Genomic DNA, 22,136 nt, shown 5'->3' on the forward strand with positions numbered 1-22,136 from the left:
AACCGCCATTCGCTGGTTTTCTCGTCCCAACCCGGTGAGTCAACTCACTGTATGGCGCGGGCAGATCCTTCGATCAATGCCGCACACACACACTGCGACCGCAGCAGCCTCAGCTACGCATCTGCAACGCCACATACTCCGCCAGCCCTCGGCAGGCCAGCATCAGCCCTTCGCGGGTGCCGTCGCCGATGTCGTCCTTCTCTTCCCCGTCCACGCGCACGCGCTCGGCGGCGTGGTACAGCTCCAACAGCGACACCAAACCCACCGCAGCGCGATCCCGGCGTGCGGCGGCCACGGCCTGGCCGGGTGTGCTGGCGGGCCCCTGCCACGGTTGTCCGTCGGCAGCATCACCGACGCGGATGCGCTGCAGGCAGCTGGGTAGGTTGATGGACGCAGGCGCTTCGTTCGCAGCGGCGAAAGCGGCTTCCAATGGCTGCGCCAGTTCGGGCGGCAGGCGCAGGGCGGCCTCGCCCAGGGTGGCGGTCAGGTATGGGTGGTTGGTTCTGGACATGCGGGCATCCTCGTCAGGAACAGAGGTGCCGCCACGATAGGGTGGCGGGCGATGCGTGGCTTCCAAGACCGGAGATCGATGAGCCGGCGGGCACAGGGCCCCCACGCACCGCCCGCCGTCGATCGGCGAACGGATTGCCAGCCGGCGCCGCACCTGGAAGGACGACGCCGGCTGGCAAGCGTATACAGCTTCAATCAAACGGGCTTGGAAGACCCGGCCACCTCTGCAGGTGGCGATTCATCATGCGCAGGCGAAATCCCCGTCTGCCAGTCGATTGTTTCGATGGCATCGGGAGATCTGAAAGGAAAAATGAATTATCGCGATTGGCCTGTTTCGAGCAGTGCAATGCCAGAAGCGACAGTTCGCGCAGTGCCGCGAACCACGATACATCCGGCTGTGCCATTGCTGTCGCACGGCCCATCGCGGCCCACGACGTAAAGCTGGCTTAACCGCCCCGGCAGGGCTCCAGGAACACCCTATCAGACCTGAATCCCCACGCGCGCCGCCGGGTTCTTGATATTCCTCACGGACAGGCCGCAGCGCCCCACCGCATACTGCCGCCACACGCCCACCCTGGGCCCCTTCGGGATCCGCACATGCGTCGCCATGCCCTATCGCTCACCGTCGCACTGGTGTCCACCGCTTTCGTGGCCCCGGCCATGGCCGCCGTGCCGTTCTTCAACGCCAGCTGCCCGGGCGGTATCGATGTGCACGCCGACGAAGGCGGCCCCGTCTACGTGCAGGGCCGCGAGGCGGCGCTGAAACGCTTCAACGACCGCTACTTCGAAGCGCGCGATGCCAACAGTGGTATCACGTTGTCGATCAGCCGCAGCGATGACGGCACGCCGCAGATCAGCTACACCGGCCGTGGCGGCGCCAATGGCATTTGCCAGGTCAGTAGCAGTGGTGCACCTGCGCCCGCCGCAAACAGCGTTCGCCCTCGCGACGCTGCCGCCGGGGATGCCGCGCTACCCCGCGAAGTCACCTGCGAATCCACCGGCCAGCAGCAGGTGTCGTGCGATCTGAATACCCGCGGCAATGTGGAAATCGTGCGCCAGCTCAGCCGCACCCGATGCGAGGAAGGCAAGAACTGGGGCCTGTCCCGGCACTCGGTGTGGGTCAATGGCGGCTGCCGCGCGGTGTTCCGCAATGTGTCTTCGGTGACCACCCCGGCGCCGGCAGGCGATACCGCGTTGGGCGCCTGCAACATGCGCAAGGGCGCTCAGGGCGCGCTGGTCACCCAGATGCCGGTGGGCAGCGATTACCAGGAACTGATCATCGATTATCCCGATGGCCGTTTCCTGTGCATGATGCGCAACAACGGTCAGGTGCAGAGCCTGACGCCGGTTCGCCGCCGCGGCGGTTGAGGCGCGGCGGCGGCGTGTCTAAGGGGGCAGCGCGGTGCGCGTTGCCCCCGTTCCGCTACTGCTGGTTCACCGGGTCATTTCCCTTCTTGTAGGAGTACCCGGTGACATCCCAGCCGCCTCCATGGCCGGATGAGGGCTCCACCCAGGTGAATTCCCACGTCTGGATGGAGCCGTCGGGAAGCAGGTTTTCCACCCGGTAGATCTCACCGGGAATGCCCTGGTCCGGCAGCTTGCCGGGAATCGATTCGTCCGAGCGTGCAGACGCACGGCCTACGGAGACTGCCTGTCGTTCCACCTGTACGTTGCCGTAGCCCTGCGGGGCGAACGACGGCTTCACCCGCTGCGCCACCCAGTCGAGTACCTGGCGTGCGCCTGCCGTCTGCATGGGATACGCATCGGAGGTCACCGTATGCGTGATGCGTTGCGAGGGTGCACTGGCAGCGGCGGGAAACAGTCCGCCCAGGGCAATTGCCAGTACCGCAAGTCCATTGAGTGCATGTTTCATGCGCGTGGTGCTCCATGATTGAGGAAGTGAGGCGGCACCTTCAGGGTGCCTGCGCAGCGTGGACACAACAACAGCCTTGCGTAAGAGGCGAAACCGACCGGGATGTGAGGTGGATCGCGGAAGGTCCAATTCCTGACGACCCAGCGCTGGAATGCCTGACCGGATACGGCTGGCAGGCCGCGACGATCTGACCCATGCCCTGCTGCACCGCCGCGAGTGGTGTCACACAGCTCTGGCTAGACTGTGCTTCTTTTTCCGCACCGCAGGAGGCACCCATGGCCCATCCCATTTCCGTATCCCTGATTGGCGTTCCCACCGATGTCGGTGCGGGCCATCGCGGCGCACGGCTGGGGCCGGAGGCGCTGCGCGTGGCGGGCCTGCCGGAGGCGCTGGAAGCGCGCGGCGTGGACGTGCGCGACGTGGGCAACCTGGATGGCCCGCGCAACCCGTGGACCGCGCCGGTGGAGGGCTACCGCCACCTGGATGAGGTGGTGGCCTGGAATCGCGCACTGATGGAAGCCAGCTACGCCGAGCTGCAGGCCGGGCGCATGCCGATCATGCTCGGTGGCGACCATTGCCTGGGCATCGGTTCGATCACCGCCGTCGCGCGCTGGTGCCGCGAGCAGGGGAAGAATCTGCGCGTGCTGTGGCTGGATGCGCATTCGGACTTCAACACCAGCGATGTCACGCCGTCGGGCAACATCCACGGCATGCCGGTGGCCTGCCTGTGCGGCCTCGGCCCGGACGCGCTGACCCGTCTGGGCGGCAGCGCACCGGCGATCACCCCGGCGCAGATGCACCAGATCGGCATCCGCTCGGTGGACCCGGAGGAGAAGCGCCTGATCAAGACCCACAAGGTGGATGTCTATGACATGCGCTACATCGACGAGAACGGCATGAAGCGTGCCGTGGAAGCGGCGCTGGCCGGCATTGATGAGAACACCCATCTGCATGTCAGCTTCGATGTGGATTTCCTCGACCCCAGCATCGCGCCGGGCGTGGGCACCACGGTGCCGGGCGGGGTGAACTACCGCGAGGCGCAGTTGGTGATGGAAATGATCGCCGACACCGGGCGCATGGGTTCGTTGGACATCGTCGAGCTCAACCCCTTGCTGGACAAGCAGAATGCCACCGCCGAACTGGCCGTGGACCTGGTGGAAAGCCTGTTCGGCAAGTCCACCCTGATGCGCGACTGACCGCCCCCTGCTGAACGGATCGCCGAACCGTTCACGCCCGCTCCACGCCCCTGCCGCCAGATTGCACTTCACGCGGCGGCAGTGGGCATTGGTGCCCTCCCGCCGAGCGAAAGAATCCCATCCGCGAATGAAGCGGTATAGCGGCGAACCCAAGGAGAAGCCCATGAAGCGCGTAGTTGCCCTGATGCTGTTGTCGATGTTCTCGGTGGCCCTGCTGGCCGGTTGCAACACCGTGGCCGGTGCCGGCAAGGACGTGCAGAAGGCCGGTGAAAAGGTTGAGGATGCCGCCAAGGGCCGTTGAGCCTGAAGTGGAACGGAAAGCAAAAAGGCCGGGGGGATCTCCCCGGCCTTTTTGCTTGCGCGTTTCTCTGCAGCGTACGTGTCGAAGCGTAGTGAACCATTCAAGCAGGTGAGCGTGCATTTCATTGCCGGTTGACCGGTACTCAACAGCGACTGCGCGAAGCTGGAGCCACGGTAAGAACGCCGTTGCAACCAAGGACTCCCAGCAATGAACAAAGACATCATTTCCGGCAAGTGGTCGCAGCTGAAGGGCAAGGCCCAGGCCAAGTGGGGCGATCTGACCAACGACGACTTCGATGTGGCCGAAGGCAATGCCGAGTATCTGGCCGGCCGCCTGCAGGAACGTTATGGCTGGGCCAAGGACCGCGCGGAGAAGGAAGTGCGTGAGTTCCAGGACGCGGTGAGCAAGGACTACCCGGACTACAAGTAAGCGCTTCGGTTTCCCCCACATCACGACGCCCGCACCGTGAGGTTGCGGGCGTCGTGTTGTCTGCGCGGGACGATCAGCGGGCCGGAGGGTCCGGCACGTAGCGGTTGGGGAACGCCTGCGGTTCGCGCGGCAGGCGCGAGGGCGCATCGACCAGGATGCCGCGCGCACGCAGGTTGCGGGCACTGTCGTAGCGCAGCTGCAATACCTGTGCAGGGCTGCGGCTGGCACGTTCGAAGTCGGTGTCGCGTACCGAGGATTGCTCGCGTGCGCCATGGCCGGTACCCAGCGCCGGGGCCTGCGACTTGCTGGCGTAACCCTCGATGCGGCTGGCACTGGCGTCGGCCGCCGCTTCGGCCTGTGCGGCTGGAGCCGGCGGCGGCAGGCCACGGCGCAGGATCGGCTCGGGGCGCCAGCGACGCGCTTCCTCGAACACGGCCACGCCGACCACACCGATGTTGTCCGGGCGGCCGGTGCGGCTGGCATAGCTGCCGCTGGGGCTGCTGAACATGAACTGCGCCACTTCGTCCTGGCTCTTGCGCCAGCCGGTGATGTCGGCGCGCTGGCCGGGATTGAGCACGTAGCCGGTCTGCGAGGGATCGGCATCCTCGCCGGAGATGGCGTTGACGCCGTCCACCGACAGCACTACCAGTACCCGGCGAGGGCTGTCGTTGTACAGGCGCACGGCGTAGCGGTGGCCGCGCTCGCCGGCCACCCAGCGCTGGCCCTCGGCAGGGTAGCTGCGCAGTTCGGTGCCGCGGTCGCGGTCGACCAGGGCCATGCGCACGGGGCCGCCGTCGTACACCGGCGGCGGCAGGGGAGCCGGGCGGAAACCGGCCAGGGGCAGGATCAGCAGCAGGGGCAGCAGGCGTTTCATCGGACGTCTCCAGCGGGGTTGCGTGAATGAACGCGCCGCAGGCCCTGACGGGGTTGGTGGCGTGCAAGGTAAACTGGCCCCGTTCATTGAAGGTTACCCCACGCAGTCATGACGACCCGAGTCCTTACCGGCATCACCCCCTCCGGCACGCCCCACCTGGGCAACTACGTTGGCGCCATCCGTCCGGCGATCGCGGCCAGCCGCGCGCCGGGGATCGAGAGCTTCTTCTTCCTGGCCGACCTGCACAGCCTGATCAAGTCGCAGGACCCGCAGCGCACCCAGCGCGCGACCCTGGAGATCGCGGCCAGCTGGCTGGCCTGCGGCCTGGACCCGGAACACGTGTGGTTCTACCGCCAGAGCGACATCCGCGAGACCACCGAGCTGATGTGGTTCCTGACCGCCATCGCCAGCAAGGGCATCCTCAACCGTGCGCACGCCTACAAGGCGGCAGTGGACAAGAACCGCGAGGAAGGCGTGGACGAGGACGCAGGCGTCAGCGCCGGTCTGTTCATGTACCCAGTGCTGATGGCCGCCGACATCCTGATCTTCAAGGCCAACCAGGTACCGGTGGGCCGTGACCAGATCCAGCACATCGAGATGGCGCGCGATTTCGCCCAGCGCTTCAACCACGTGTACGGAAAGGAGTACTTCCCGCTGCCGGACGTGGTGATCGACGAGCAGGTGGCGACGCTGGCGGGCCTGGATGGCCGCAAGATGAGCAAGAGCTACCACAACACCATTCCGCTGTTCGTGCCGCGCGAGGAGCTGAAGAAGCTGGTGTTCTCGATCCTGACCGACTCGCGCGCACCGGGAGAGCCGAAGGACACCGAGGGCTCGGCGCTGTTCCAGATGTACCAGGCGTTCGCCACGCCGGAACAGACCGCGGAATTCGCCAGGGCCTTCGCCGCCGGCATCAGTTGGGGCGACGCCAAGCAGCAGCTGTTCGAGCGTATCGACAGCGAGCTGTCGCCGCTGCGCGAGCGCTACAACGCGCTGATGGCCGAGCCGGAGAAGATCGAAGCGCTGCTCAAGCGCCGTGGCCAGCAGCTGCGCGAGCAGCTGGCGGCACCGCTGCTGGACGAGCTGCGCCATGCGGTGGGCCTGCGTGACCTGTCCAGTGCCGGTGACATCGCCAGCGAAGATGCCGGCGTGGCCCGCGTGGCGCCGCCGCAGTTCAAGCAGTACCGCGAAAAGGACGGCCGCTTCTACTTCAAGCTGACCGCCGGTGACGGCACGCTGCTGATCCAGAGCGAAGGCTTCGATTCGCCACGCGATGCCGGCCAGTTGATTGCGGTGATCAAGCAGGCCGAGCAGGGCGACCAGTTGCAGAGCGAGCTGTTCAAGCTGGAAACCGAGGTGGACGCCGTGCTGGCCGCCCTGGCTGCGTTGCGCGAAGCGGCCTGATCGCCGGGCCTGCCTGCCCTTTGTAGAGTCGAGCCATGCTCGACCCGGCTCCGCCTCTGTAGAGCCGAGCCCACGCTCGGCTGCTTTGCTACCCAGCCGAGCATGGGCTCGGCTCTACAGGGAAGACCCCCGCCGGCACGACCGTGGCACAGCACCCATGGCATGATGTCCGCGCGCCTCTGGCGCGATGACATGGAGTCTGCGATGGCCTGGTTGTCGCTGCTGCTGTTCCTGCCCTGGTTCCTGCTGCTGGGCAGCCTGTACTGGCTGTTTCCGCGCCAGCCGCGCAGCGCGCGGCGGCGCCTGTTCGATGGCACCACCCTGGTCGTGGCGTTCGCGCTGAGCATCGTGTCGATGCTGTGGGGCTACCGCATTGGCGTGGTGCAGCCCGGCGCCGGTCCGATCTGGCCGCAGGTGCTGGCGGTGCTGTATGCCTATGGCGCGTTCCTGGCGGTGCTGGTGCTGGCGTTGCTGCTGCGGCCGCGGTTCGGATTGCGCTCTGGCTGATCGGTAGTGCCGGCCGCTGGCCGGCACATGCATTCTCCCGGCCATCCCGAGGTTGCCGGCCAGCGGCCGGCACTACCCGACCAAAGCCGCATCGAACCCGGGCCGCCTGCGCGCCTACCATGGGCGTCTGTTTCCGAGACTGCCAGGTGCGTGCCGATGACCGCCGATCCCAGCATCCACACCATCGATACCGGCTTCCAGCGCCCGGACTTCGACGCGGCCTACCTGATCGTTGAAAACGGCCGCGCGGCCTTCGTCGACTGCGGCACCGGCCTGTCTGTGCCGGCGATGCTGCAGGCGCTGGTGGACGCTGGCCTGGGCGTGGATGCCGTGGACTGGCTGCTGCTCACGCACGTGCACCTGGACCACGCCGGTGGTGCAGGCCTGCTGATGCAGCAGTTGCCGAATGCGAAGGCGGTGCTGCATCCGCGCGGTGCGCCGCACATGATCGACCCGACCCGGCTGATTGCGGGTGCGACGGCGGTGTACGGCGCCGAAGAGATCGCGCGCAGCTACGGCCGCATCGAGCCGATTCCCGAACACCGCGTGGTGGTTGCCGAAGACGGCCACCGCATCGATCTCGCTGGCCGCGAGCTGGCGCTGCTGCATACGCCGGGCCACGCACTGCACCATTATTGCGTGTGGGATGCTCGCAGCCGCAGCTGGTTCACTGGCGATACGTTCGGCATCTCCTACCGCGAGCTGGACAGCGCGCAGGGCGCTTTCATCTTCCCGACTTCCTCGCCGGTGCAGTTCGACCCGGAGGCGATGAAGGCCTCGATCCGACGCATGCTGGGCTACGGCCCGCAGGCGATGTACCTGACCCACTATGGGCGCGTGCAGCAGGTGGAAAAACTGGCTGCGGACCTGTTCGAGCAGATCGATGCGATGGCCGCGATCGGCCGCCAGTGCGATGGCCGCCCAGACCGCCACCGCTGCCTGCTGGCGGCACTGCAGGCGCTGTACCTGGAACGGGCGCAGCAGCATGGTTGTGCGCTGGACGATGCGGCGGTGATTGCCGTGCTGGCGATGGACATCGAACTCAACGCACAGGGCCTGGCCTGCTGGCTGGATCGCATCAGCAGGTAGATCCACGCCATGCGTGGATGACACAGGCCCAAGCCGCGCCGTGGTGTCACGACCACGTTACACTCTGGTGACTTCCAAGCTAGCCGTGGTACTGCCGTGAATCCGATGCGCGTGTTGCTGCTGTCGTCCTGCCTGTTTGTCGGTGGCCTGGCCCATGCGGCCAACGACCTGCCGGGTGGCGGCATCGATCCGCAGGCACTGTCGCGGCATGTGCGTGTGCTGGCGTCGGATGAGTTCGAGGGCCGCGCACCGGCCACCGAGGGCGAAGAGCGCACGGTGCAGTACCTGATCGAGCAGTTCCGCAGCTATGGCCTGCAGCCGGGCGGCGTGGACGGCAGCTGGGTGCAGCCAGTGCCGCTGGTGCGCGCGCAGCTGGAGGGTGAGGCCAAGGCCAGCCTGTCGCTGAAGCAGGGCAAGCGTGCGCTGGCCAATGGCGTGGACGTGACCCTGCAGAGCCTGCAGCCGCGCAAGCGCGTGCAGATCAAGGATGCACCGCTGGTGTTCGTCGGCTACGGCATCGACGCACCGGAACGCCACTGGAACGACTACAAGGACGTGGACCTGCACGGCAAGATCGCCGTGGTGCTGATCAACGACGCCGACTTCGAGGCCGACGCGCCGGGCGCGTTCGATGGCAAGGCGGTGACCTACTACGGCCGGTGGACCTACAAGTTCGAGGAAGCCGCACGCCGGGGTGCCGAAGGCGTGCTGATCGTGCACGAGACCGCGCCGGCCGCGTATGGCTGGGCCACGGTAAAGAGCTCGGGCACTTCGCCGCTGTTCGACATCGAGCGCGGCCACGCCGAAGCGATGGCGCAGCACACCCCGCTGCGCGGCTGGATGCAGCGCGAGCTGGCCGAGGCGATCTTCGCCGACGCCGGCCTCGACTTCGATGCGGAGAAGCGCAAGGCGATGCGTGCCGACTTCCGCCCGGTGGCACTGGACAACGCGAAATTGAGCGTGGATTTCGCGCTCAAGCGCGAGCAGGTGGTGACCCGCAACGTGGTCGCCAAGCTGCCCGGTGGTGAACATGCTGACGAGGCCGTGATCTTCTCCGCGCACTGGGATGCGTTCGGCATCGGTCAGCCCGACGCCAAGGGGGACCGCATCCGCCGTGGTGCGATCGACAACGCCACCGGCGTGGCAACGGTGCTGGAACTGGGCCGTGTGTTCGCCGCTGGCCCGCAGCCACAGCGCACGCTGTACTTCGTGGCACTGACCGCCGAAGAGAAAGGGTTGCTGGGCGCCAGCTACTACGCCGCCCATCCGCTGGCGCCGCTGGACAAGACCGCTGCGGTGCTGAACATCGAGATGTTCAGCCCGGATGGCCCGACCCGCGACATTGCCTCGTGGGGCAAGGGCCGGGTGTCGTTGGAAGGCGATCTGGAGCGCGTGGCCAAGGCCCGTGGCCGCAGCTACAGTCCGGACCCGAACCTGGAAGCCGGCTTCTTCTACCGTGCCGATCACTTTGCCTTCGCCCGCCTGGGCGTGCCGGCGATCACCATCGGCCCGGGCCTGGACAAGCTGGACGGTGGCGTTGAACGCGGCCGCGCGCTGCGCGAAAAGTACTTCGCCGACTGCTACCACCAGGCCTGTGATGCCTGGACGCCGAGCTGGGACCCGAGCGGCCACGCTGCCGACACGCTGCTGGTCTACGACCTGGGTGCCGAGCTGGCCAACAGCCGCCGCTGGCCGACGTGGGAAAAGGAATCGGAGTTCCGCGGCGCGCGCGACAAGAGCGAAGCGGCCCGCCGCTGAGGTAGTGCCGGCCGCTGGCCGGCAACTCCCTGCTCTTTCCGGAGGTTCATGAGGTTGCCGGCCAGCGGCCGGCACTACCAAAGGAATGTTGAGTTGCCGGCCAGCGGCCGGCACGACCGGGTGTTCGTCAGCGCCGGCGCAGCAGCTTCCACGCGCCCCAGCCGCCGGCGACGAGCGCTGCCAGATAGCACGCCACCATCGTGCGCAGGCCAACCAGGGGGGCCGGACTGACACCGCGATGCAGCCGCAGGTGCAGCGAGCTGTGGCCGCTGCCCAGGTCCATCGCCAGCTGCAGCGCCAGCGCGGCGCAGAACACCAGCAGGGCGATCCCGAAACCCGTGCGCGGCCACGTGGCCTGCGCGTTGGGGCGGCGCAGCACCCAGGCCAATGCCGTGGCTGCGGCCAGCGTCACTGCGATCCACATCAGCGTGGTGGCGGGAGACGTAGCGGCCACCGGCATTGCGCCAGTGGCCGCGATCAGGGCAACGCGCTTACTTGCGGGTGCCGTCGAGCCAGTTCGGGCCCTTGTTGGTAAGGAAGAACACATAGACCACCAACGATACCGCGATCGTGGCGGTCACGTAGATGGCGAACCAGTCGACGTGGCCGGTCTTCAGCGCGCCCTGGTACAGCAGCGGGGCGGTGCCGCCGAACAGCGAGTTGGCCAGCGCATAGCCCAGGCCCACGCCCAGTGCACGCACGTGGGTGGGGAACAGCTCGGCCTTCACCACCGCGTTGATCGAGGTGTAGCCGGTGAGGATGACGAACGCCAGCGCCAGGGTCAGGAAGGCCAGGGTGGCGTCATGCTGGTGCGGCAGCTGGGTGATCAGGTACCAGCTGTACAGCACGCCGCCGACGCCGAAGAACACCAGCAGGGTCTTGCGGCCGATGATGTCCGACAGCCAGCCGCCGACCGGTTGCAGCACCATCAGGAAGGCCAGCACGCCCAGGTTGATCAGGGTGCCGGTCATCGGGTCGTTGCCGGCGAAGGCGCTCTGGATCATCTTCGGGCCGTTCACCGAGTAGGTGTAGAAGGCCACGGTGCCGCCAGCGGTGATCAGGAAGCACAGCAGCAGCGGCCGCCACTGGTGCACGAACAACTCGTACATCGAACCGGACTTCTTTGCCTTGCCCTCGCGCGCGGCCTCGATCGACGACTCCGACAGCGATTCGTCCATGCCCCGGCGCAGCCAGAACACCACCACCGCAGCGATGCCACCGATACCGAAGGCGATGCGCCAGCCCCACTCGGAGATCTCCGGCTTGCCCCAGAAGGTCAGCATCAGCAGCAGGGTCAGCTGGGCCAGCACGTGGCCGCCGACCAGGGTGACGTAGTGGAACGAGGACAGGAAGCCGCGACGGCCCGGAATGGCGGCCTCGGACATGTAAGTGGCGCTGGCACCATACTCGCCGCCAGTGGCGAAGCCCTGCAGCAGGCGTGCGAACAACAGGATCACGGCGGCCCAGATGCCGATGCTGGCGGCGGTGGGGGTGATGGCGATGAGGAACGAGCACAGCGCCATCAACGTGACCGAGACGGTCAGCGCCAGGCGGCGGCCGTGGCGGTCGGCGAAGCGGCCGAAGAACCAGGCGCCGATCGGGCGCATCAGGAAGGTCGCCGCGAAGATCGCCCACACGTACAGGGTGGAGTTCTTGTCGTCCGGCGAGAAGAACTGCGATTCGAAGTACACGGCGAACACCGAGTACACGTAGACGTCATACCACTCCACCAGGTTGCCGGCGGAGCCTTTGAGGGTGTTGGAGATCGACCGCCGCAGGGCGGCACGGTCGTTCGCGGGTACAACAGGTTGGGACGTGGTGCTCATCTGGGTGGAAATCCTCGATGCGGCGCGTCCGTGCGCAGGGAAAACGGCGTCCGGCCTTGGGGCGGCGCGGCCGGGCAGCCCTCTTGGTACTGCATCGGCCGTCAACACGGGGTAGCAGACCAGAGCAGGGTGCATGGATGGATGACAGCGTGCCACCGTATGGGGTCCCGGACCATACTCAAAACGTCCTAGAATCCGCCTTCCCCCGGCTCCCTGGTGTGTCATGTCGGCTCCCCCCTCTTCGTCTGCGGCTGCCCCCCGGGGTGGCCTTGTCGCGCTGGCACTGCTGCTGGTCTACGTGGTCTGGGGCTCGACCTACCTGGGCATCGCCAAGGCCCTGCACGGCGGCGCACTACCGCTGACGATGGTCTCCGGCAGCCGCTTCATCATTGCCGGCGGCCTGATGTTCCTGGCCTTGCGCCTGTTCTGGAAGCTGCCGAACCCGACGCTGCGGCAGTGGCGCAACCTGGTCATCATGGGCGTGACCATGCTGGTGCTGGGCAACGGCATGGTGGTGCTGGCCGAGCGCGAGGTGTCCTCGGGCCTGGCCGCCACGGCGGTGGCCTCGGTGCCGCTGTGGATCGCGCTGTTCTCGGCGCTGCGCGGGCAACATGCCAGCCGTGGTGAGTGGCTGGGCATCGCCATCGGCTTCCTCGGCGTGGTCTGGCTCAACGCCGGCAGCAGCCTGACCGGCTCGCCGACCGGGCTGGTGCTGCTGCTGATCGCGCCGATCGGCTGGGCGTTCGGTTCTGTGTGGGCACGCGGCCTGGACCTGCCGGGCCCGTTCATGACCGCGGCCGGGCAGATGATCTGCGGCGGCGTGCTGCTGGTGCTGATCGGCCTGGCGGTGGGCGAGCGCCCGACCACGCTGCCCGATACCGGTGGCCTGCTGGCGATGGCCTATCTGTGCGTGTTCGGCTCCATCGTCGCGTTCACTGCCTACGTGTGGCTGCTGCAGAACGTGCGCCCGGCGCTCGCGGGCAGCTACGCGTATGTCAATCCGGTGATCGCGGTGCTGCTGGGCGCGCTGCTCAACGGTGAGCGCTTCGGTTGGCGCGACCTGCTGGCGATGGCGGTGATTCTTCTGGGTGTGGTGGTGCTGACAATGGCAAGGACGAGAAAGAAGTGAGCATGGACGAGAAAGAACAACGCCGGGGCCTGCTGGTCACCGCATCCACCTTCGTGATCTGGGGCCTGGTGCCGGTCTATTGGCACCTGCTCAACGAGGTGCCCTCGTTCCAGATCATCGCCCACCGCATCATCTGGAGCACGGTGCTGGTGTTGGGTTGGCTGTTGATCAGTGCGCGCCTGGGCTGGTGGCGGAAGATCGCCGCGCAGCCGCGCGCGCTGCCGATCCTGCTGGTGTCGAGCCTGACCATCGCGTTCAACTGGGGCCTGTACATCTGGGCGGTCAACGCCGGTCATGTCATCGAGACCAGCCTGGGCTACTTCATCAACCCGCTGGTGAACGTGCTGCTGGGCGTGCTGGTGCTGAAGGAACGGCTGCGCCGGCTGCAGTGGGTAGCGGTGGCAATGGCGGCGGTGGGCGTGGCCTGGCTGACCATCGATGCAGGTACGCCACCGTGGATCGCGCTGGGCCTGGCCTGTTCGTTCGGCTTGTATGGCCTGCTGCGCAAGCTGGTCTCGGTCGACCCGGTGGCCGGCCTCGGCGTGGAGAGCATGTACCTGTTCCTGCCGGCGCTGGCGTTTGCGATCTGGGCCGAGAACGGCCACGGCGGTGCGTTCTTCCATGGTTGGGGCTGGCGCAACGACCTGCTGCTGATCTTCGGCGGCGCGGTCACCGCAGTACCGCTGATCGGCTTCGCCTACGGCGTGAAGCGCATTCCGCTGTCGCTGGTCGGCATCCTGCAGTACATCGCACCGAGCCTGCAGCTGCTGCTGGGTGTGTTCTTCTTCCATGAGGCATTCGACACTGCCAAGGCGATCGGGTTTGCAGCGATCTGGGCTGGCCTGGTGCTGTTCGTCGGCGACAACATCCGCACGATGCGCGCCAAGCGCTAGCGCCGGCGGGGATCCGACCCTGCTTCCACGCAAAAAAGAACGGCGCCCCGAGGGGCGCCGTTCTGCTTCCATCCACGGCCAGGAGAGAGGGATGGCCGTGGCGGGAACGCGGTTGCAGGCTTAGAAGCGCTGCTGGTACTTCATGTACATGAAGCGGCCGATGTCGAAGCCACCGTAGTAGGTGAAGCTGCTGTTCGGCTGGCTGTACATGATCGGGCCCTGGTGGTTGAACACGTTGTTCACGCCCAGCGACACGGTGCCATCCCACGGCAGGCTGTAGCGCACCTGCAGGTCGTGGAAGGTGTTGGAGCCCACCTTGTTGGTCGGCGAGGCGCTGGTGTACGACGAGTTGAAGCCCGGCATGTTGCACTCGTCCATGTACGAGCACTTCTCCTTCATGCTGGAGTAGTAGCGCGCGGTCCAGCCGATGCCGAGGTCGCCATACTGCCAATCCAGGTTGAAGGTGGAGCGCACGCGGAAGTCGCCCGCCCAACCGGTACGCTGTTCCACCGGGGTGGTGGCGGCACTGTCGTTGCGCTGCTCCAGATAATCGGTGTAGGTGGTGTTCCAGTTGACGGCGAACTTGCCGAACGCGGTTTCCGGCAGGCGGTAACGCACGTTGATGTCATAGCCGGCAGTTTCGCGGTAGCCCGCGTTGACCAGCGAGCGGTCCAGCGAGTTGACCTGGCCGTTGCTGCCACGGGTGAAGCGCCCACAGGCAGCATCCGAACCCTGCACGTAGCACTGTTCCAGGATGTTGGTGGCCGACTCACCGACGATGGCGTTGTCGATGCGGATCTTCCACCAGTCCAGGCTGACGTCCAGGCCCTGCACGAAGTCCGGGCTGTAGACCAGGCCCACGGTCCAGGTCTTGGCGGTTTCCGGCTTCAGGTCCGGGTTGGAACCCGAGCTGAAATCGGTGGTGGCCTGCTGGCCGGGCTTGGTGGCCACGCTGCCATCGCTGTTGAGCTGGCGGAAGTTGGCCGGCACCTTCAGCGCCTGGCAACGGGCGGCGACGGCCGGGCTGCTGGCGGCGGTGCCGAAGGAGGTATCGCACGGGTCGGTGAACGAGTCGCGACTGCTGACGGTGCCGCCATACAGGTCATCCACGGTCGGCGCACGGAAGCCGGTGCCGTAGGTGGCGCGCACCAGCAGGCTGTCGATCGGCTTCCACTTCAGGCCGAACTTGCTGTTGGTGGTGGAACCGAAGTTGTTGTAGTCCGAGTAGCGACCGGCCACGTCCAGCGACAGTTCGCGGGCGAACGGCAGGTCGGCCAGCAACGGCACCTGCAGTTCCAGGTAGGCCTCGTTGAGCGAGTAGTTGCCGCGGGTCGGCTGGCCGCTGGTGCCGGCGATCTCGCCCTTCTGCACCTTCATGTCCGGCGTGTAGCTGGCCTCCTCGCTGCGGTGCTCGAAGCCCATCGCGGCCAGGATGTCGCCGGCCGGCAGGGTGAACAGCGAACCGGAGATGTTGCCGCTGGCGACCTTGGTGGTGCTCTGCATCTTGTCGACGAAGCGGGTGAACAGGTAGTCCTGCACGTCCTGGTTGCTCAGCGAGCCCGGGCCGGTGTAACCCATCGGGGCAGCCGGGTTCCACGGCACGCAGCCGGCGATCACCGCGCCCGGCGCACCGCAACGGGCCACGTTGCCGTCCATGAAGGACGGGCCGACGGCCAGGTTGACGTGCGGCTGGTACATGCTGCCGGTACCGATGCGCTCGCCTTCGTTGCGGTTGTACATGTAGTTGATGTTCCAGTCCCAGTACCGCGAACCGGTTTCGAAGCTGCCCTCCAGGCCGATGCTGGCGCGCTTGGTTTCCAGGTTGTTCTCGGTGCCGCGCGGCAGCTCCTCGGTGCGGTGCGCGAACAGCGCATCCTGGCCCCACAGGTTGAACGCGCTGTCCTTGGACAGGGCGGCACGGCTGCCATTGCGGGCCTGCGCGGCGCTGACCGAGTACGGGTAGCCGGCCAGGTGCTTGGTCGACTCGCGCTTGCTGTACAGCGCGTCGGCGACGATGCGCAGGTTGTCGGTGATCGAGAAGCCACCGTTGGCGAACACCGAGGTGCGCTCCAGGCCGGTCAGCAGGCTCATGTTCGACTTGGTGTTGGCACCATCGGCCGGGGCCGGCGCATGGAAGTTGCCGGCCTTGCTCGGGTCGCCGCCCGGACCCACGGTCAGGTTCTTGCCACCGACGGTGACGTAGCCCCACGGCGTGTTGCCGTTGAGGCCATCGTTCGGGTGGCGCGGGCCGTTGGTGTAACGGCTGAACTCGCGGTCCTTGCCCAGCACCTCGTCTTCCTTGGTGCGCTCGGCGCCCACGCTGAACCAGCCGCGCTCGAAGGTCTTGCCGAAGGTTGCACTGTATGCGCGCTTCTGGCCGTCACCCTGGCCGTACTGGCCGACATAGACGCTGGCTTCGCCACCATCGAAATTCTTGCGGGTGATGATGTTGACCACACCGGCGATGGCATCGGAGCCGTACAGCGCGGAGGCGCCGTCGGTCAGCACTTCCACGCGCTCGACGATGGACGACGGGATCGAGGCCAGGTCGGAGTAGCCGCCGGCGCTGACGCCCATGCGGCGGCCGTCGATCAGCACCAGGCTGCGTTCCGGGCCAAGGTTGCGCAGGCTGACGTACATGCCGCCGAAATCGCGCGAAGAAGTCAGCGACGAGGCGCGGCTCATGCTCGGCGCACCGGCGGCAGGAATGTCCTGCAGGATGTCGGCGACGTTGACGTAACCCTTCTTCTCGATCTCGGCGCGGTTGAGCGCGACCACCGGCTGTGCGGTTTCGACACTGGCCTGGCGGATGCGCGAGCCGGTGATTTCGATGCGGTCGAGGTTGGTCGGGGTATCGCCGGCACTCTGTGCGAAGGCGGGGGTGGTGCAGCTGGCGGCCAGCGCGATGACGATCGCGTTGCGCAGCGGATTGGTTTTCAGGGACATCCGTGAAATCTCGTGTTTCAGTAAAAACATGCACCCGTTCTATGGGCGCGTGGGGTGCTGCAAACCAACGTGGGGGGCGCGATTCTAGAATGTTTCCATTCGTAACTGTTTGTCTCGACGCCGCTGGAAGTGCGCGAAGATGAATCGCAACCAACAATCCACAGATGCACTGTGCGCAGCGTCACGCGCGCTGCGTTTGCGATGAGTAGAGGCATCGATAGCGGCACAGAACCGCCACGCTTGAGCGGTTGTGACAACACGCCGCAGTGCGCACTTGTACGCAGGTGCCTATCCGTTGCGATGCATCCACCCGCATGAAATGCTCTTCGCGCTGTCATCGAAAACAAGAGACGAAGGAATGATCCAGCTCGACGAAGCACGCCGTCGCGTGCAGGCTGCACTTGCCAGCGACGATGAGCCGGTTGCCATCACGCACGAGCATGAGATGGTCGAAGGCTGGCTGTTCTGCTTCCAGTCGCTGCGCTACCTGCAATCCGGCGAGATCTCGGACGCACTGGCCGGCAATGGCCCGATCTTCGTCGACAGGCATACGGGTGAGCAGCACGCGCTGGGCACGGCGTACGCGCCGGAGGAGGCTGTTCGCCGGCATTTGGCCCTGCGGCACCCACCATCCGATGTTGCGGCGATGGATGCCTGAGTTCAGCAACGAAAAAGGGACGAAGCCTTCGCTCCGTCCCCCTGCGTGATGCGCAGTCCACCGCTGCATGATGCTCAGGTTTCGCGCAGCGCCGTAGTGATCGGCAAGCGCGCCGCGCGCAGCGCCGGGAACAGGCCGCCGACCAGGCCGATGCCCAGTGCCCATTTCAGGCCGGTCCACAGCAGTTCCGGTGATACGTGGAACTTGAACACCACCGCGCTGAAGTTGCTGCCGATGGTGGACACGCTGTAGCCATTGAACAGCAGCCATGCAACCGCACAGCCGAGCAGGCCACCGAGCAGCGCCAGCAGCATCGTTTCCAGCATCACGGCCGTCACCACCGGCAGGCCGCGGAAGCCGATCGCACGCATGGTGGCGATTTCGCGGGCGCGCGTGGCCACGGCCGCATACATGGTGTTGAGCGCGCCGAACACCGCACCGACCGCCATGATCGTGCCGATCACCTTGCCCAGGATGTCGATCAGCTTGGTCAGCCCGCCGCCCTGTTTGCTGTAGTAGACGCGGGTGGTTTCCACGTCCAGCTTCAGGCGTGGGTCGGCAGCGACGGCCGCCTTGAACTGATCGAAGCCGGCCTTGCCATCGGTACGCACGCTGATCGACTGCCAGGCGCTGCGCTGGTAGGTGGTGGCCAGCGTATCGGCGTCGGTCCACAGTTCCGAATCATGCGCATCGCCAGTGGCGAACACACCGACCACGGTCCAGGTCTGGTTGCCCAGCGTCAGCGTCCTGCCGACCTCCATGTCGCGGAACTGGCCCTTGGCGCCCTGGCCGACCACGATCTCGCGCAGCCCGGTGGCGAACTTGCGGCCCTCAACGATCTTGACCTTGTCATGCACCGCCCACGCCTGCGGGCCGACGCCGCGGAACTGCGCGTTGACGTCGGTGCCATCGGACTTGGACACCAGGTTGACCACCTGCGACAGCTCCGGTGACAACAACGGCCGGCCCTGCGCATCGCGGCTGATGCCGGGCAGGGTGGACAGCATGGGTACCTGTTCGCGGGTGATCACCGAGTTGGTCTCGGCCTGCGAGCCACCGCGCAGCACGATGGCAGTGGTGTCATCGCCGGTGTTGTTGAGCGTGGCCTGGAAGCCTTCGCCCATCGCCAGCATCGCCACCAGCACGCCGACCACGCCAGCGATGCCGACCACGATCACCGAGGACGCGCCCCAGCGCTGCGGCAGGCTGGCAACGCCGATGCGGGTGGCGGCCAACGCCAGCCGTCCACCGCGGGTCAGCAGCAACCACAGGGCCACCAGCACGGCCACGGCCAGCACGCCGATCCACGGCAGGCTGATCCACAGCACCAGGCCGACCGCCAGCAGCAGCACCGTCACGCCGTTGCCCAGCCACTTCTTGAGTTTGCTCTTGAACATGTCTGTGTTCTCCTCAGCGACCGGCCAGTGCGTCGACGATCTTCAGGCGCTTGGCACGCAGCGCTGGCAACAGGCCGACGATGATGCCGATCACCACGATCAGGCCCAGCCCCATCAGCCAGGTTGGCGTCGGCACGTGCGGCGGCAGCATGCCCATGCTCTTCGGGCCGATGGCCGGCAGGATCAGGGCGGCCAGGCCCATGCCGATCAGGCCGCCCAGGCCGATCAGCAGCACCGACTCCACCATCACCAGGGTCAGCACAGTGCTGTCCTTGAAGCCCAGCGTTTTCAGCGTGGCCAGCTCCGGCACGCGCTCGCGCACGGCCTGCGCCATGGTGTTGCCGGTCAACAGCAGCAGGGTGAAGAACACCGCGCCCATGATCGAGGTGACGATCATGCCGATATCCGCGAACTGCTTGACGAAGGCCTGCTGGAACGCCGATTCGGTCTGGGTCTTGGTCTCGTGGTCGGAGTTGGCCGAGATCGCATCGATCGCCTGTGCCACCCGCGAGGAATGGTCCGGGTTGTCCAGCGTCACCGTGTACCAGCTCACCTGGTTCTTGATGTAGTCGTTGGATTCATCGAAGTATTTCCAGTTCATCATCAACTGGCGTTCTTCGTTGGCGGCCAGCGCACGGTCCTTGGAACGGTAGATGCCCTTGAGCACCAGCGGCCAGTCGTTGCTGCCGCCACGCGGGAAGATCGTCGCCTGCAGCGGGATGGTATCGCCGATCTTCCAGCCGAACTGCTTGGCCAGGGTTTCGCCGACGATGGCGCCGGTGCGGGTCTGCTTCCAGTCCTCCAGTTGTGCCGGATCGATCTGCAGCTCGCGGTAGACATCGAAGTAGTTGGGTGACACCGAGAAGTTCGGGAAGAAGTTCTTCGGGTCCTGGTAGATGCCACCAAACCACATGCCATAAGCCACGTCACGGACGCCGGCCACCTGCCGAACCTGTGCTTCCAGCCGGATCGGCAGTGACTGGGTGATCGACAGCCGCGAGGCCACCACCAGGCGGTTGGCGCCTTCCACGCTGCCACCCGACGAGAACGCCACGCGCACCGAATCGAGCATGCCGAACAGCAGGAACGCGGCCACCACCGACAGCAGGGTCAGCAAGGTGCGCGTGCGGCTGCGGAACAGCTGCGCCCACACCAACGAGAAGTATTTCATCGCTGTGGCCTCCGTCAGTGGGCCAGCGGCGCGTCGGCCAGCTCGCCCTTGTCCAGGTGCACCGTGTGCGTGGCGTACTCGGCGGCCTTCGGGTCATGGGTGACCATGATGATGGTCTTGCCGTGCTCGCGGTTGAGCTGCTGCAGCAGGCCGAGGATCTCCTCGGCCGATTGGCGGTCGAGGTCGCCGGTCGGTTCGTCGCAGATCAGGAAGGTTGGGTCGGAGACGATCGCGCGGGCGATCGCCACGCGCTGCTGCTGGCCGCCGGACAGTTCATTCGGGCGGTGGCTGCGGCGGTCGGCCAGGCCGACCAGGGTGAGCGCGATCTCGGCATTGCGGCGGCGCTGCGCCGCGCTGAGGTGGGTCAGCAGCAGCGGCAGTTCCACGTTCTTCTGCGCGGTCAGCATCGGCATCAGGTTGTAGAACTGGAACACGAAGCCGACATGGTGACTGCGCCAGGTCGACAGCTGGCCGCCACTCATCTGGTCGATGCGCTCGCCCTCGATGCTGATCTCGCCGCCAGTGGGGCTGTCCAGGCCGCCGATCAGGTTGAGCAGGGTGGTCTTGCCCGAACCGGACGGGCCCATCAGCGCAACGAAGTCGCCGCTGGCGATGTCCAGGTCGATGCCGTGCAGCACCTGCACTTGCTCGGGGCCACGCTGGTAGGTCTTGGTGATGTTGCGCAGTGAAACCAGGGTCGACATGGGTGGTTCTCCACGGGAAGCGGGAAACGGGGAAGCGCACCTGCGGTGGCCGCAGGCGTGCGTCGAGCGATGCTGCCGGCCGCGCCCACGGGCGCCAGGCCGTTACTGCGCTTGTTTCTGTTGCACCTTGGCGCCATCGCGCAGCGTGTCGGGTGGGTTCACCACTACCGGCTCACCTGCGCTCACGCCCTTGAGGATCTGGCGGTCCTTGCCCATCGCCTGGCCGGCCTCGACCGTGCGCTGCTGAACGCGGTTCCCGTCACCCAGCACGAAGGCCACCGAGGCACCGTCGCGCTGGACCACGGCGCCGCCCGGCACGCGCACGCCCTGCGGCTTGGCGGCCGCCTGCGGCTGCGCCTGTTCCAGGAAGCTGACCCGCACGCCCATCTCCGGCACGATGCGCGGGTCTTTCACCTTCAGCGCCACGCGCACCTTCACCGTGGCCTTGCCGCGGTCGGCGGTGGGGATGATGGCGATCACCTCGCCGGGAATCTTCCATTCCGGGTAGGCGTTGAGCGTGGCTTCCACCGGCATCTTCGGCTGCACGCGGCCGATGAAGGCCTCGCCGACCTCCACTTCGATCTCCAGCGAGTCCATGTCCACGATGGTGCCGATGCCGGTACGGGTGAAGCCACCACCCGCCGACAGCGGCGAAACGATCTCGCCGGGCTGCGCCGCCTTGGCGGTGACCACGCCGGAGAACGGCGCGCGCACGATGTTGTTGTCCACGCCCAGATCGGCGATGGCCAGCTGATCGTTGGCAACCTTGACGTTGCGCTGCGCGGTATCCAGCTGCGCACGCAGGCTGTCGCGCTGGGCCACGGCCTGGTCGTACTGCGAGCGCGAGACCAGCTGCTGGCCAACCAGCGCCTGCAGGCGGCTGGCTTCGGCGGCGGCCTGCCTCTGCTGCGCCTCCAGCCCGGCGACCTGGCTGCGTGCGGCCTGCAGCTGCGAGGCGTACAGGCTGCGCTGCGCGTCGGCATCGATCGGGTCGAGCGTGGCCATCACCTGGCCAGCCTCGACCCGCATGCCTTCTTCGATCATCACCTCGCGCACCTTGCCGGTGATCTTGGCCGATACCGTGGCCATGCGCCGGGCGACCACGTAGCCACTGGCGTCGAGCACCGAGCTGCTGGCGCTGCCCTGCTGGATGGCCACGGCGGGAGCGGTTTCCACCTCTACGGCCGGTGCGCGGCCGAACAGGTAGGCCACGGCCGCGGCGACCAGCAGCACGACCACGATGATCGCGATCCACAACCAGCGGCGACCACCGCCATTGCCTCCGGAGGCCGGCGGCGGCGACTTGCGGTCGATACGGAGTTCCTTCAACAGCTCGGCAGAGGCGTTCATTCGTTCCATCACAGGCGTTCGGGCGGGTGTGGCCGGAAGCGCGGACGACGGCGGTTCCGGCGGTGGAGCGTGCGGCACAGCATGAAGGCAGGTACAGCGATGACGGCAGTGACAGCTGTCA

The 22,136-nt window shown here is 66.6% G+C and carries 21 protein-coding genes; 11 read left to right on the plus strand and 10 right to left on the minus strand.

Going from position 1 to position 22,136, the window contains the following annotated elements:
- Nucleotides 1-109: 109 nt before the first annotated feature.
- Nucleotides 110-511, minus strand: a complete 402-nt coding sequence (locus tag ACSYHF_RS01350; protein ID WP_139726620.1) for a hypothetical protein — start codon at nt 509-511, stop codon at nt 110-112.
- 596 nt (nt 512-1,107) lie between these two features.
- Here ACSYHF_RS01350 and ACSYHF_RS01355 point away from each other — a divergent pair.
- Complete coding sequence (locus ACSYHF_RS01355; protein WP_111128916.1) at nt 1,108-1,878, plus strand: DUF3011 domain-containing protein; 771 nt, start codon at nt 1,108-1,110, stop codon at nt 1,876-1,878.
- Between the two features lie 55 nt (nt 1,879-1,933).
- Here the strand turns inward: ACSYHF_RS01355 and ACSYHF_RS01360 are convergent, their stop codons facing one another.
- Nucleotides 1,934-2,383 (minus strand): hypothetical protein, encoded by a 450-nt coding sequence (locus tag ACSYHF_RS01360; RefSeq protein ID WP_139726621.1) that lies wholly within the window; start codon nt 2,381-2,383, stop codon nt 1,934-1,936.
- Nucleotides 2,384-2,658: 275 nt separating this feature from the next.
- Between ACSYHF_RS01360 and rocF the strand changes: the two genes are divergently transcribed.
- The 3 genes from rocF to ACSYHF_RS01375 all read left to right on the plus strand — a co-directional run bounded on the left by rocF (nt 2,659) and on the right by ACSYHF_RS01375 (nt 4,309).
- Nucleotides 2,659-3,579, plus strand: coding sequence for an arginase (gene rocF, locus ACSYHF_RS01365; protein WP_005420594.1), 921 nt, complete (start codon nt 2,659-2,661; stop codon nt 3,577-3,579).
- Nucleotides 3,580-3,742: 163 nt separating this feature from the next.
- Nucleotides 3,743-3,880 (plus strand): entericidin A/B family lipoprotein, encoded by a 138-nt coding sequence (locus ACSYHF_RS01370; protein WP_005407710.1) that lies wholly within the window; start codon nt 3,743-3,745, stop codon nt 3,878-3,880.
- 207 nt (nt 3,881-4,087) lie between these two features.
- Entirely contained in the window at nt 4,088-4,309 is a 222-nt protein-coding gene (locus ACSYHF_RS01375) for a CsbD family protein (protein WP_004153772.1), read from the plus strand.
- 73 nt (nt 4,310-4,382) lie between these two features.
- Here ACSYHF_RS01375 and ACSYHF_RS01380 read toward each other — a convergent pair whose 3' ends face one another.
- On the minus strand, nt 4,383-5,183 hold the full coding sequence (locus ACSYHF_RS01380; RefSeq protein ID WP_197598770.1) for a hypothetical protein: 801 nt from the start codon (nt 5,181-5,183) through the stop codon (nt 4,383-4,385).
- A 108-nt stretch (nt 5,184-5,291) separates the two neighbouring features.
- On the opposite strand from ACSYHF_RS01380, the gene ACSYHF_RS01385 reads away from it, so the two are divergent.
- The 4 genes from ACSYHF_RS01385 (at nt 5,292) to ACSYHF_RS01400 (ending at nt 9,941) form a co-directional block, all read left to right on the plus strand.
- Complete coding sequence (locus ACSYHF_RS01385) at nt 5,292-6,587, plus strand: tryptophan--tRNA ligase (protein WP_065178978.1); 1,296 nt, start codon at nt 5,292-5,294, stop codon at nt 6,585-6,587.
- A gap of 204 nt (nt 6,588-6,791) precedes the next feature.
- Nucleotides 6,792-7,094, plus strand: a complete 303-nt coding sequence (locus ACSYHF_RS01390; RefSeq protein ID WP_032954673.1) for a hypothetical protein — start codon at nt 6,792-6,794, stop codon at nt 7,092-7,094.
- Nucleotides 7,095-7,250: 156 nt separating this feature from the next.
- Entirely contained in the window at nt 7,251-8,183 is a 933-nt protein-coding gene (locus ACSYHF_RS01395; RefSeq protein WP_197598769.1) for an MBL fold metallo-hydrolase, read from the plus strand.
- Nucleotides 8,184-8,288: 105 nt separating this feature from the next.
- Entirely contained in the window at nt 8,289-9,941 is a 1,653-nt protein-coding gene (locus ACSYHF_RS01400; protein WP_005420585.1) for a M28 family metallopeptidase, read from the plus strand.
- 127 nt (nt 9,942-10,068) lie between these two features.
- Here ACSYHF_RS01400 and ACSYHF_RS01405 read toward each other — a convergent pair whose 3' ends face one another.
- A complete protein-coding gene (locus ACSYHF_RS01405; RefSeq protein ID WP_005420584.1) occupies nt 10,069-10,401 on the minus strand; it encodes a hypothetical protein in 333 nt (110 codons plus the stop codon).
- A 31-nt stretch (nt 10,402-10,432) separates the two neighbouring features.
- On the minus strand, nt 10,433-11,767 hold the full coding sequence (locus ACSYHF_RS01410) for an MFS transporter (RefSeq protein WP_005420583.1): 1,335 nt from the start codon (nt 11,765-11,767) through the stop codon (nt 10,433-10,435).
- Nucleotides 11,768-11,990: 223 nt separating this feature from the next.
- Here ACSYHF_RS01410 and yedA point away from each other — a divergent pair, with 223 nt between their 5' ends.
- The gene (gene yedA / locus ACSYHF_RS01415) at nt 11,991-12,896 is read left to right on the plus strand and encodes a drug/metabolite exporter YedA (protein ID WP_447576028.1); all 906 of its coding nucleotides are present in this window, start codon (nt 11,991-11,993) and stop codon (nt 12,894-12,896) included.
- Nucleotides 12,893-13,789, plus strand: a complete 897-nt coding sequence (rarD, locus tag ACSYHF_RS01420; RefSeq protein ID WP_065178981.1) for an EamA family transporter RarD — start codon at nt 12,893-12,895, stop codon at nt 13,787-13,789. Before yedA ends, rarD begins: the two co-directional genes overlap by 4 nt.
- Before the next feature lie 120 nt (nt 13,790-13,909).
- On the opposite strand, the gene ACSYHF_RS01425 is transcribed toward rarD, so the two are convergent.
- Nucleotides 13,910-16,735: a TonB-dependent receptor gene (locus tag ACSYHF_RS01425; RefSeq protein WP_329953241.1), complete on the minus strand. Its 2,826-nt coding sequence runs from the start codon at nt 16,733-16,735 to the stop codon at nt 13,910-13,912.
- A gap of 358 nt (nt 16,736-17,093) precedes the next feature.
- On the opposite strand from ACSYHF_RS01425, the gene ACSYHF_RS01430 reads away from it, so the two are divergent.
- Nucleotides 17,094-17,393 (plus strand): YrhB domain-containing protein, encoded by a 300-nt coding sequence (locus tag ACSYHF_RS01430; protein WP_005420578.1) that lies wholly within the window; start codon nt 17,094-17,096, stop codon nt 17,391-17,393.
- A 74-nt stretch (nt 17,394-17,467) separates the two neighbouring features.
- Here the strand turns inward: ACSYHF_RS01430 and ACSYHF_RS01435 are convergent, their stop codons facing one another.
- From ACSYHF_RS01435 to ACSYHF_RS01450, 4 genes are all read right to left on the minus strand, one after another.
- Nucleotides 17,468-18,790: an ABC transporter permease gene (locus ACSYHF_RS01435; RefSeq protein WP_005420576.1), complete on the minus strand. Its 1,323-nt coding sequence runs from the start codon at nt 18,788-18,790 to the stop codon at nt 17,468-17,470.
- A 13-nt stretch (nt 18,791-18,803) separates the two neighbouring features.
- Nucleotides 18,804-19,961 (minus strand): ABC transporter permease, encoded by a 1,158-nt coding sequence (locus ACSYHF_RS01440; protein WP_005420575.1) that lies wholly within the window; start codon nt 19,959-19,961, stop codon nt 18,804-18,806.
- A 14-nt stretch (nt 19,962-19,975) separates the two neighbouring features.
- A complete protein-coding gene (locus ACSYHF_RS01445) occupies nt 19,976-20,665 on the minus strand; it encodes an ABC transporter ATP-binding protein (protein ID WP_005420572.1) in 690 nt (229 codons plus the stop codon).
- Nucleotides 20,666-20,767: 102 nt separating this feature from the next.
- On the minus strand, nt 20,768-22,015 hold the full coding sequence (locus ACSYHF_RS01450; RefSeq protein WP_111174938.1) for an efflux RND transporter periplasmic adaptor subunit: 1,248 nt from the start codon (nt 22,013-22,015) through the stop codon (nt 20,768-20,770).
- Nucleotides 22,016-22,136: the final 121 nt, after the last annotated feature.

The sequence above is a fragment of the Stenotrophomonas maltophilia group sp. P373 genome, from assembly GCF_053295075.1.

Excerpts from the sequence above, each read along its gene's own strand:
- ACSYHF_RS01350 (WP_139726620.1), bottom strand. The coding sequence starts at position 511 with ATGTCCAGAACCAACCACCCATACCTGACCGCCACCCTGGGCGAGGCC.
- ACSYHF_RS01355 (WP_111128916.1), top strand. The coding sequence starts at position 1,108 with ATGCGTCGCCATGCCCTATCGCTCACCGTCGCACTGGTGTCCACCGCT.
- ACSYHF_RS01360 (WP_139726621.1), bottom strand. The coding sequence starts at position 2,383 with ATGAAACATGCACTCAATGGACTTGCGGTACTGGCAATTGCCCTGGGC.
- rocF (WP_005420594.1), top strand. The coding sequence starts at position 2,659 with ATGGCCCATCCCATTTCCGTATCCCTGATTGGCGTTCCCACCGATGTC.
- ACSYHF_RS01370 (WP_005407710.1), top strand. The coding sequence starts at position 3,743 with ATGAAGCGCGTAGTTGCCCTGATGCTGTTGTCGATGTTCTCGGTGGCC.
- ACSYHF_RS01375 (WP_004153772.1), top strand. The coding sequence starts at position 4,088 with ATGAACAAAGACATCATTTCCGGCAAGTGGTCGCAGCTGAAGGGCAAG.
- ACSYHF_RS01380 (WP_197598770.1), bottom strand. The coding sequence starts at position 5,183 with ATGAAACGCCTGCTGCCCCTGCTGCTGATCCTGCCCCTGGCCGGTTTC.
- ACSYHF_RS01385 (WP_065178978.1), top strand. The coding sequence starts at position 5,292 with ATGACGACCCGAGTCCTTACCGGCATCACCCCCTCCGGCACGCCCCAC.
- ACSYHF_RS01390 (WP_032954673.1), top strand. The coding sequence starts at position 6,792 with ATGGCCTGGTTGTCGCTGCTGCTGTTCCTGCCCTGGTTCCTGCTGCTG.
- ACSYHF_RS01395 (WP_197598769.1), top strand. The coding sequence starts at position 7,251 with ATGACCGCCGATCCCAGCATCCACACCATCGATACCGGCTTCCAGCGC.
- ACSYHF_RS01400 (WP_005420585.1), top strand. The coding sequence starts at position 8,289 with ATGCGCGTGTTGCTGCTGTCGTCCTGCCTGTTTGTCGGTGGCCTGGCC.
- ACSYHF_RS01405 (WP_005420584.1), bottom strand. The coding sequence starts at position 10,401 with ATGCCGGTGGCCGCTACGTCTCCCGCCACCACGCTGATGTGGATCGCA.
- ACSYHF_RS01410 (WP_005420583.1), bottom strand. The coding sequence starts at position 11,767 with ATGAGCACCACGTCCCAACCTGTTGTACCCGCGAACGACCGTGCCGCC.
- yedA (WP_447576028.1), top strand. The coding sequence starts at position 11,991 with ATGTCGGCTCCCCCCTCTTCGTCTGCGGCTGCCCCCCGGGGTGGCCTT.
- ACSYHF_RS01425 (WP_329953241.1), bottom strand. The coding sequence starts at position 16,735 with ATGTCCCTGAAAACCAATCCGCTGCGCAACGCGATCGTCATCGCGCTG.
- ACSYHF_RS01430 (WP_005420578.1), top strand. The coding sequence starts at position 17,094 with ATGATCCAGCTCGACGAAGCACGCCGTCGCGTGCAGGCTGCACTTGCC.
- ACSYHF_RS01435 (WP_005420576.1), bottom strand. The coding sequence starts at position 18,790 with ATGTTCAAGAGCAAACTCAAGAAGTGGCTGGGCAACGGCGTGACGGTG.
- ACSYHF_RS01440 (WP_005420575.1), bottom strand. The coding sequence starts at position 19,961 with ATGAAATACTTCTCGTTGGTGTGGGCGCAGCTGTTCCGCAGCCGCACG.
- ACSYHF_RS01445 (WP_005420572.1), bottom strand. The coding sequence starts at position 20,665 with ATGTCGACCCTGGTTTCACTGCGCAACATCACCAAGACCTACCAGCGT.
- ACSYHF_RS01450 (WP_111174938.1), bottom strand. The coding sequence starts at position 22,015 with ATGAACGCCTCTGCCGAGCTGTTGAAGGAACTCCGTATCGACCGCAAG.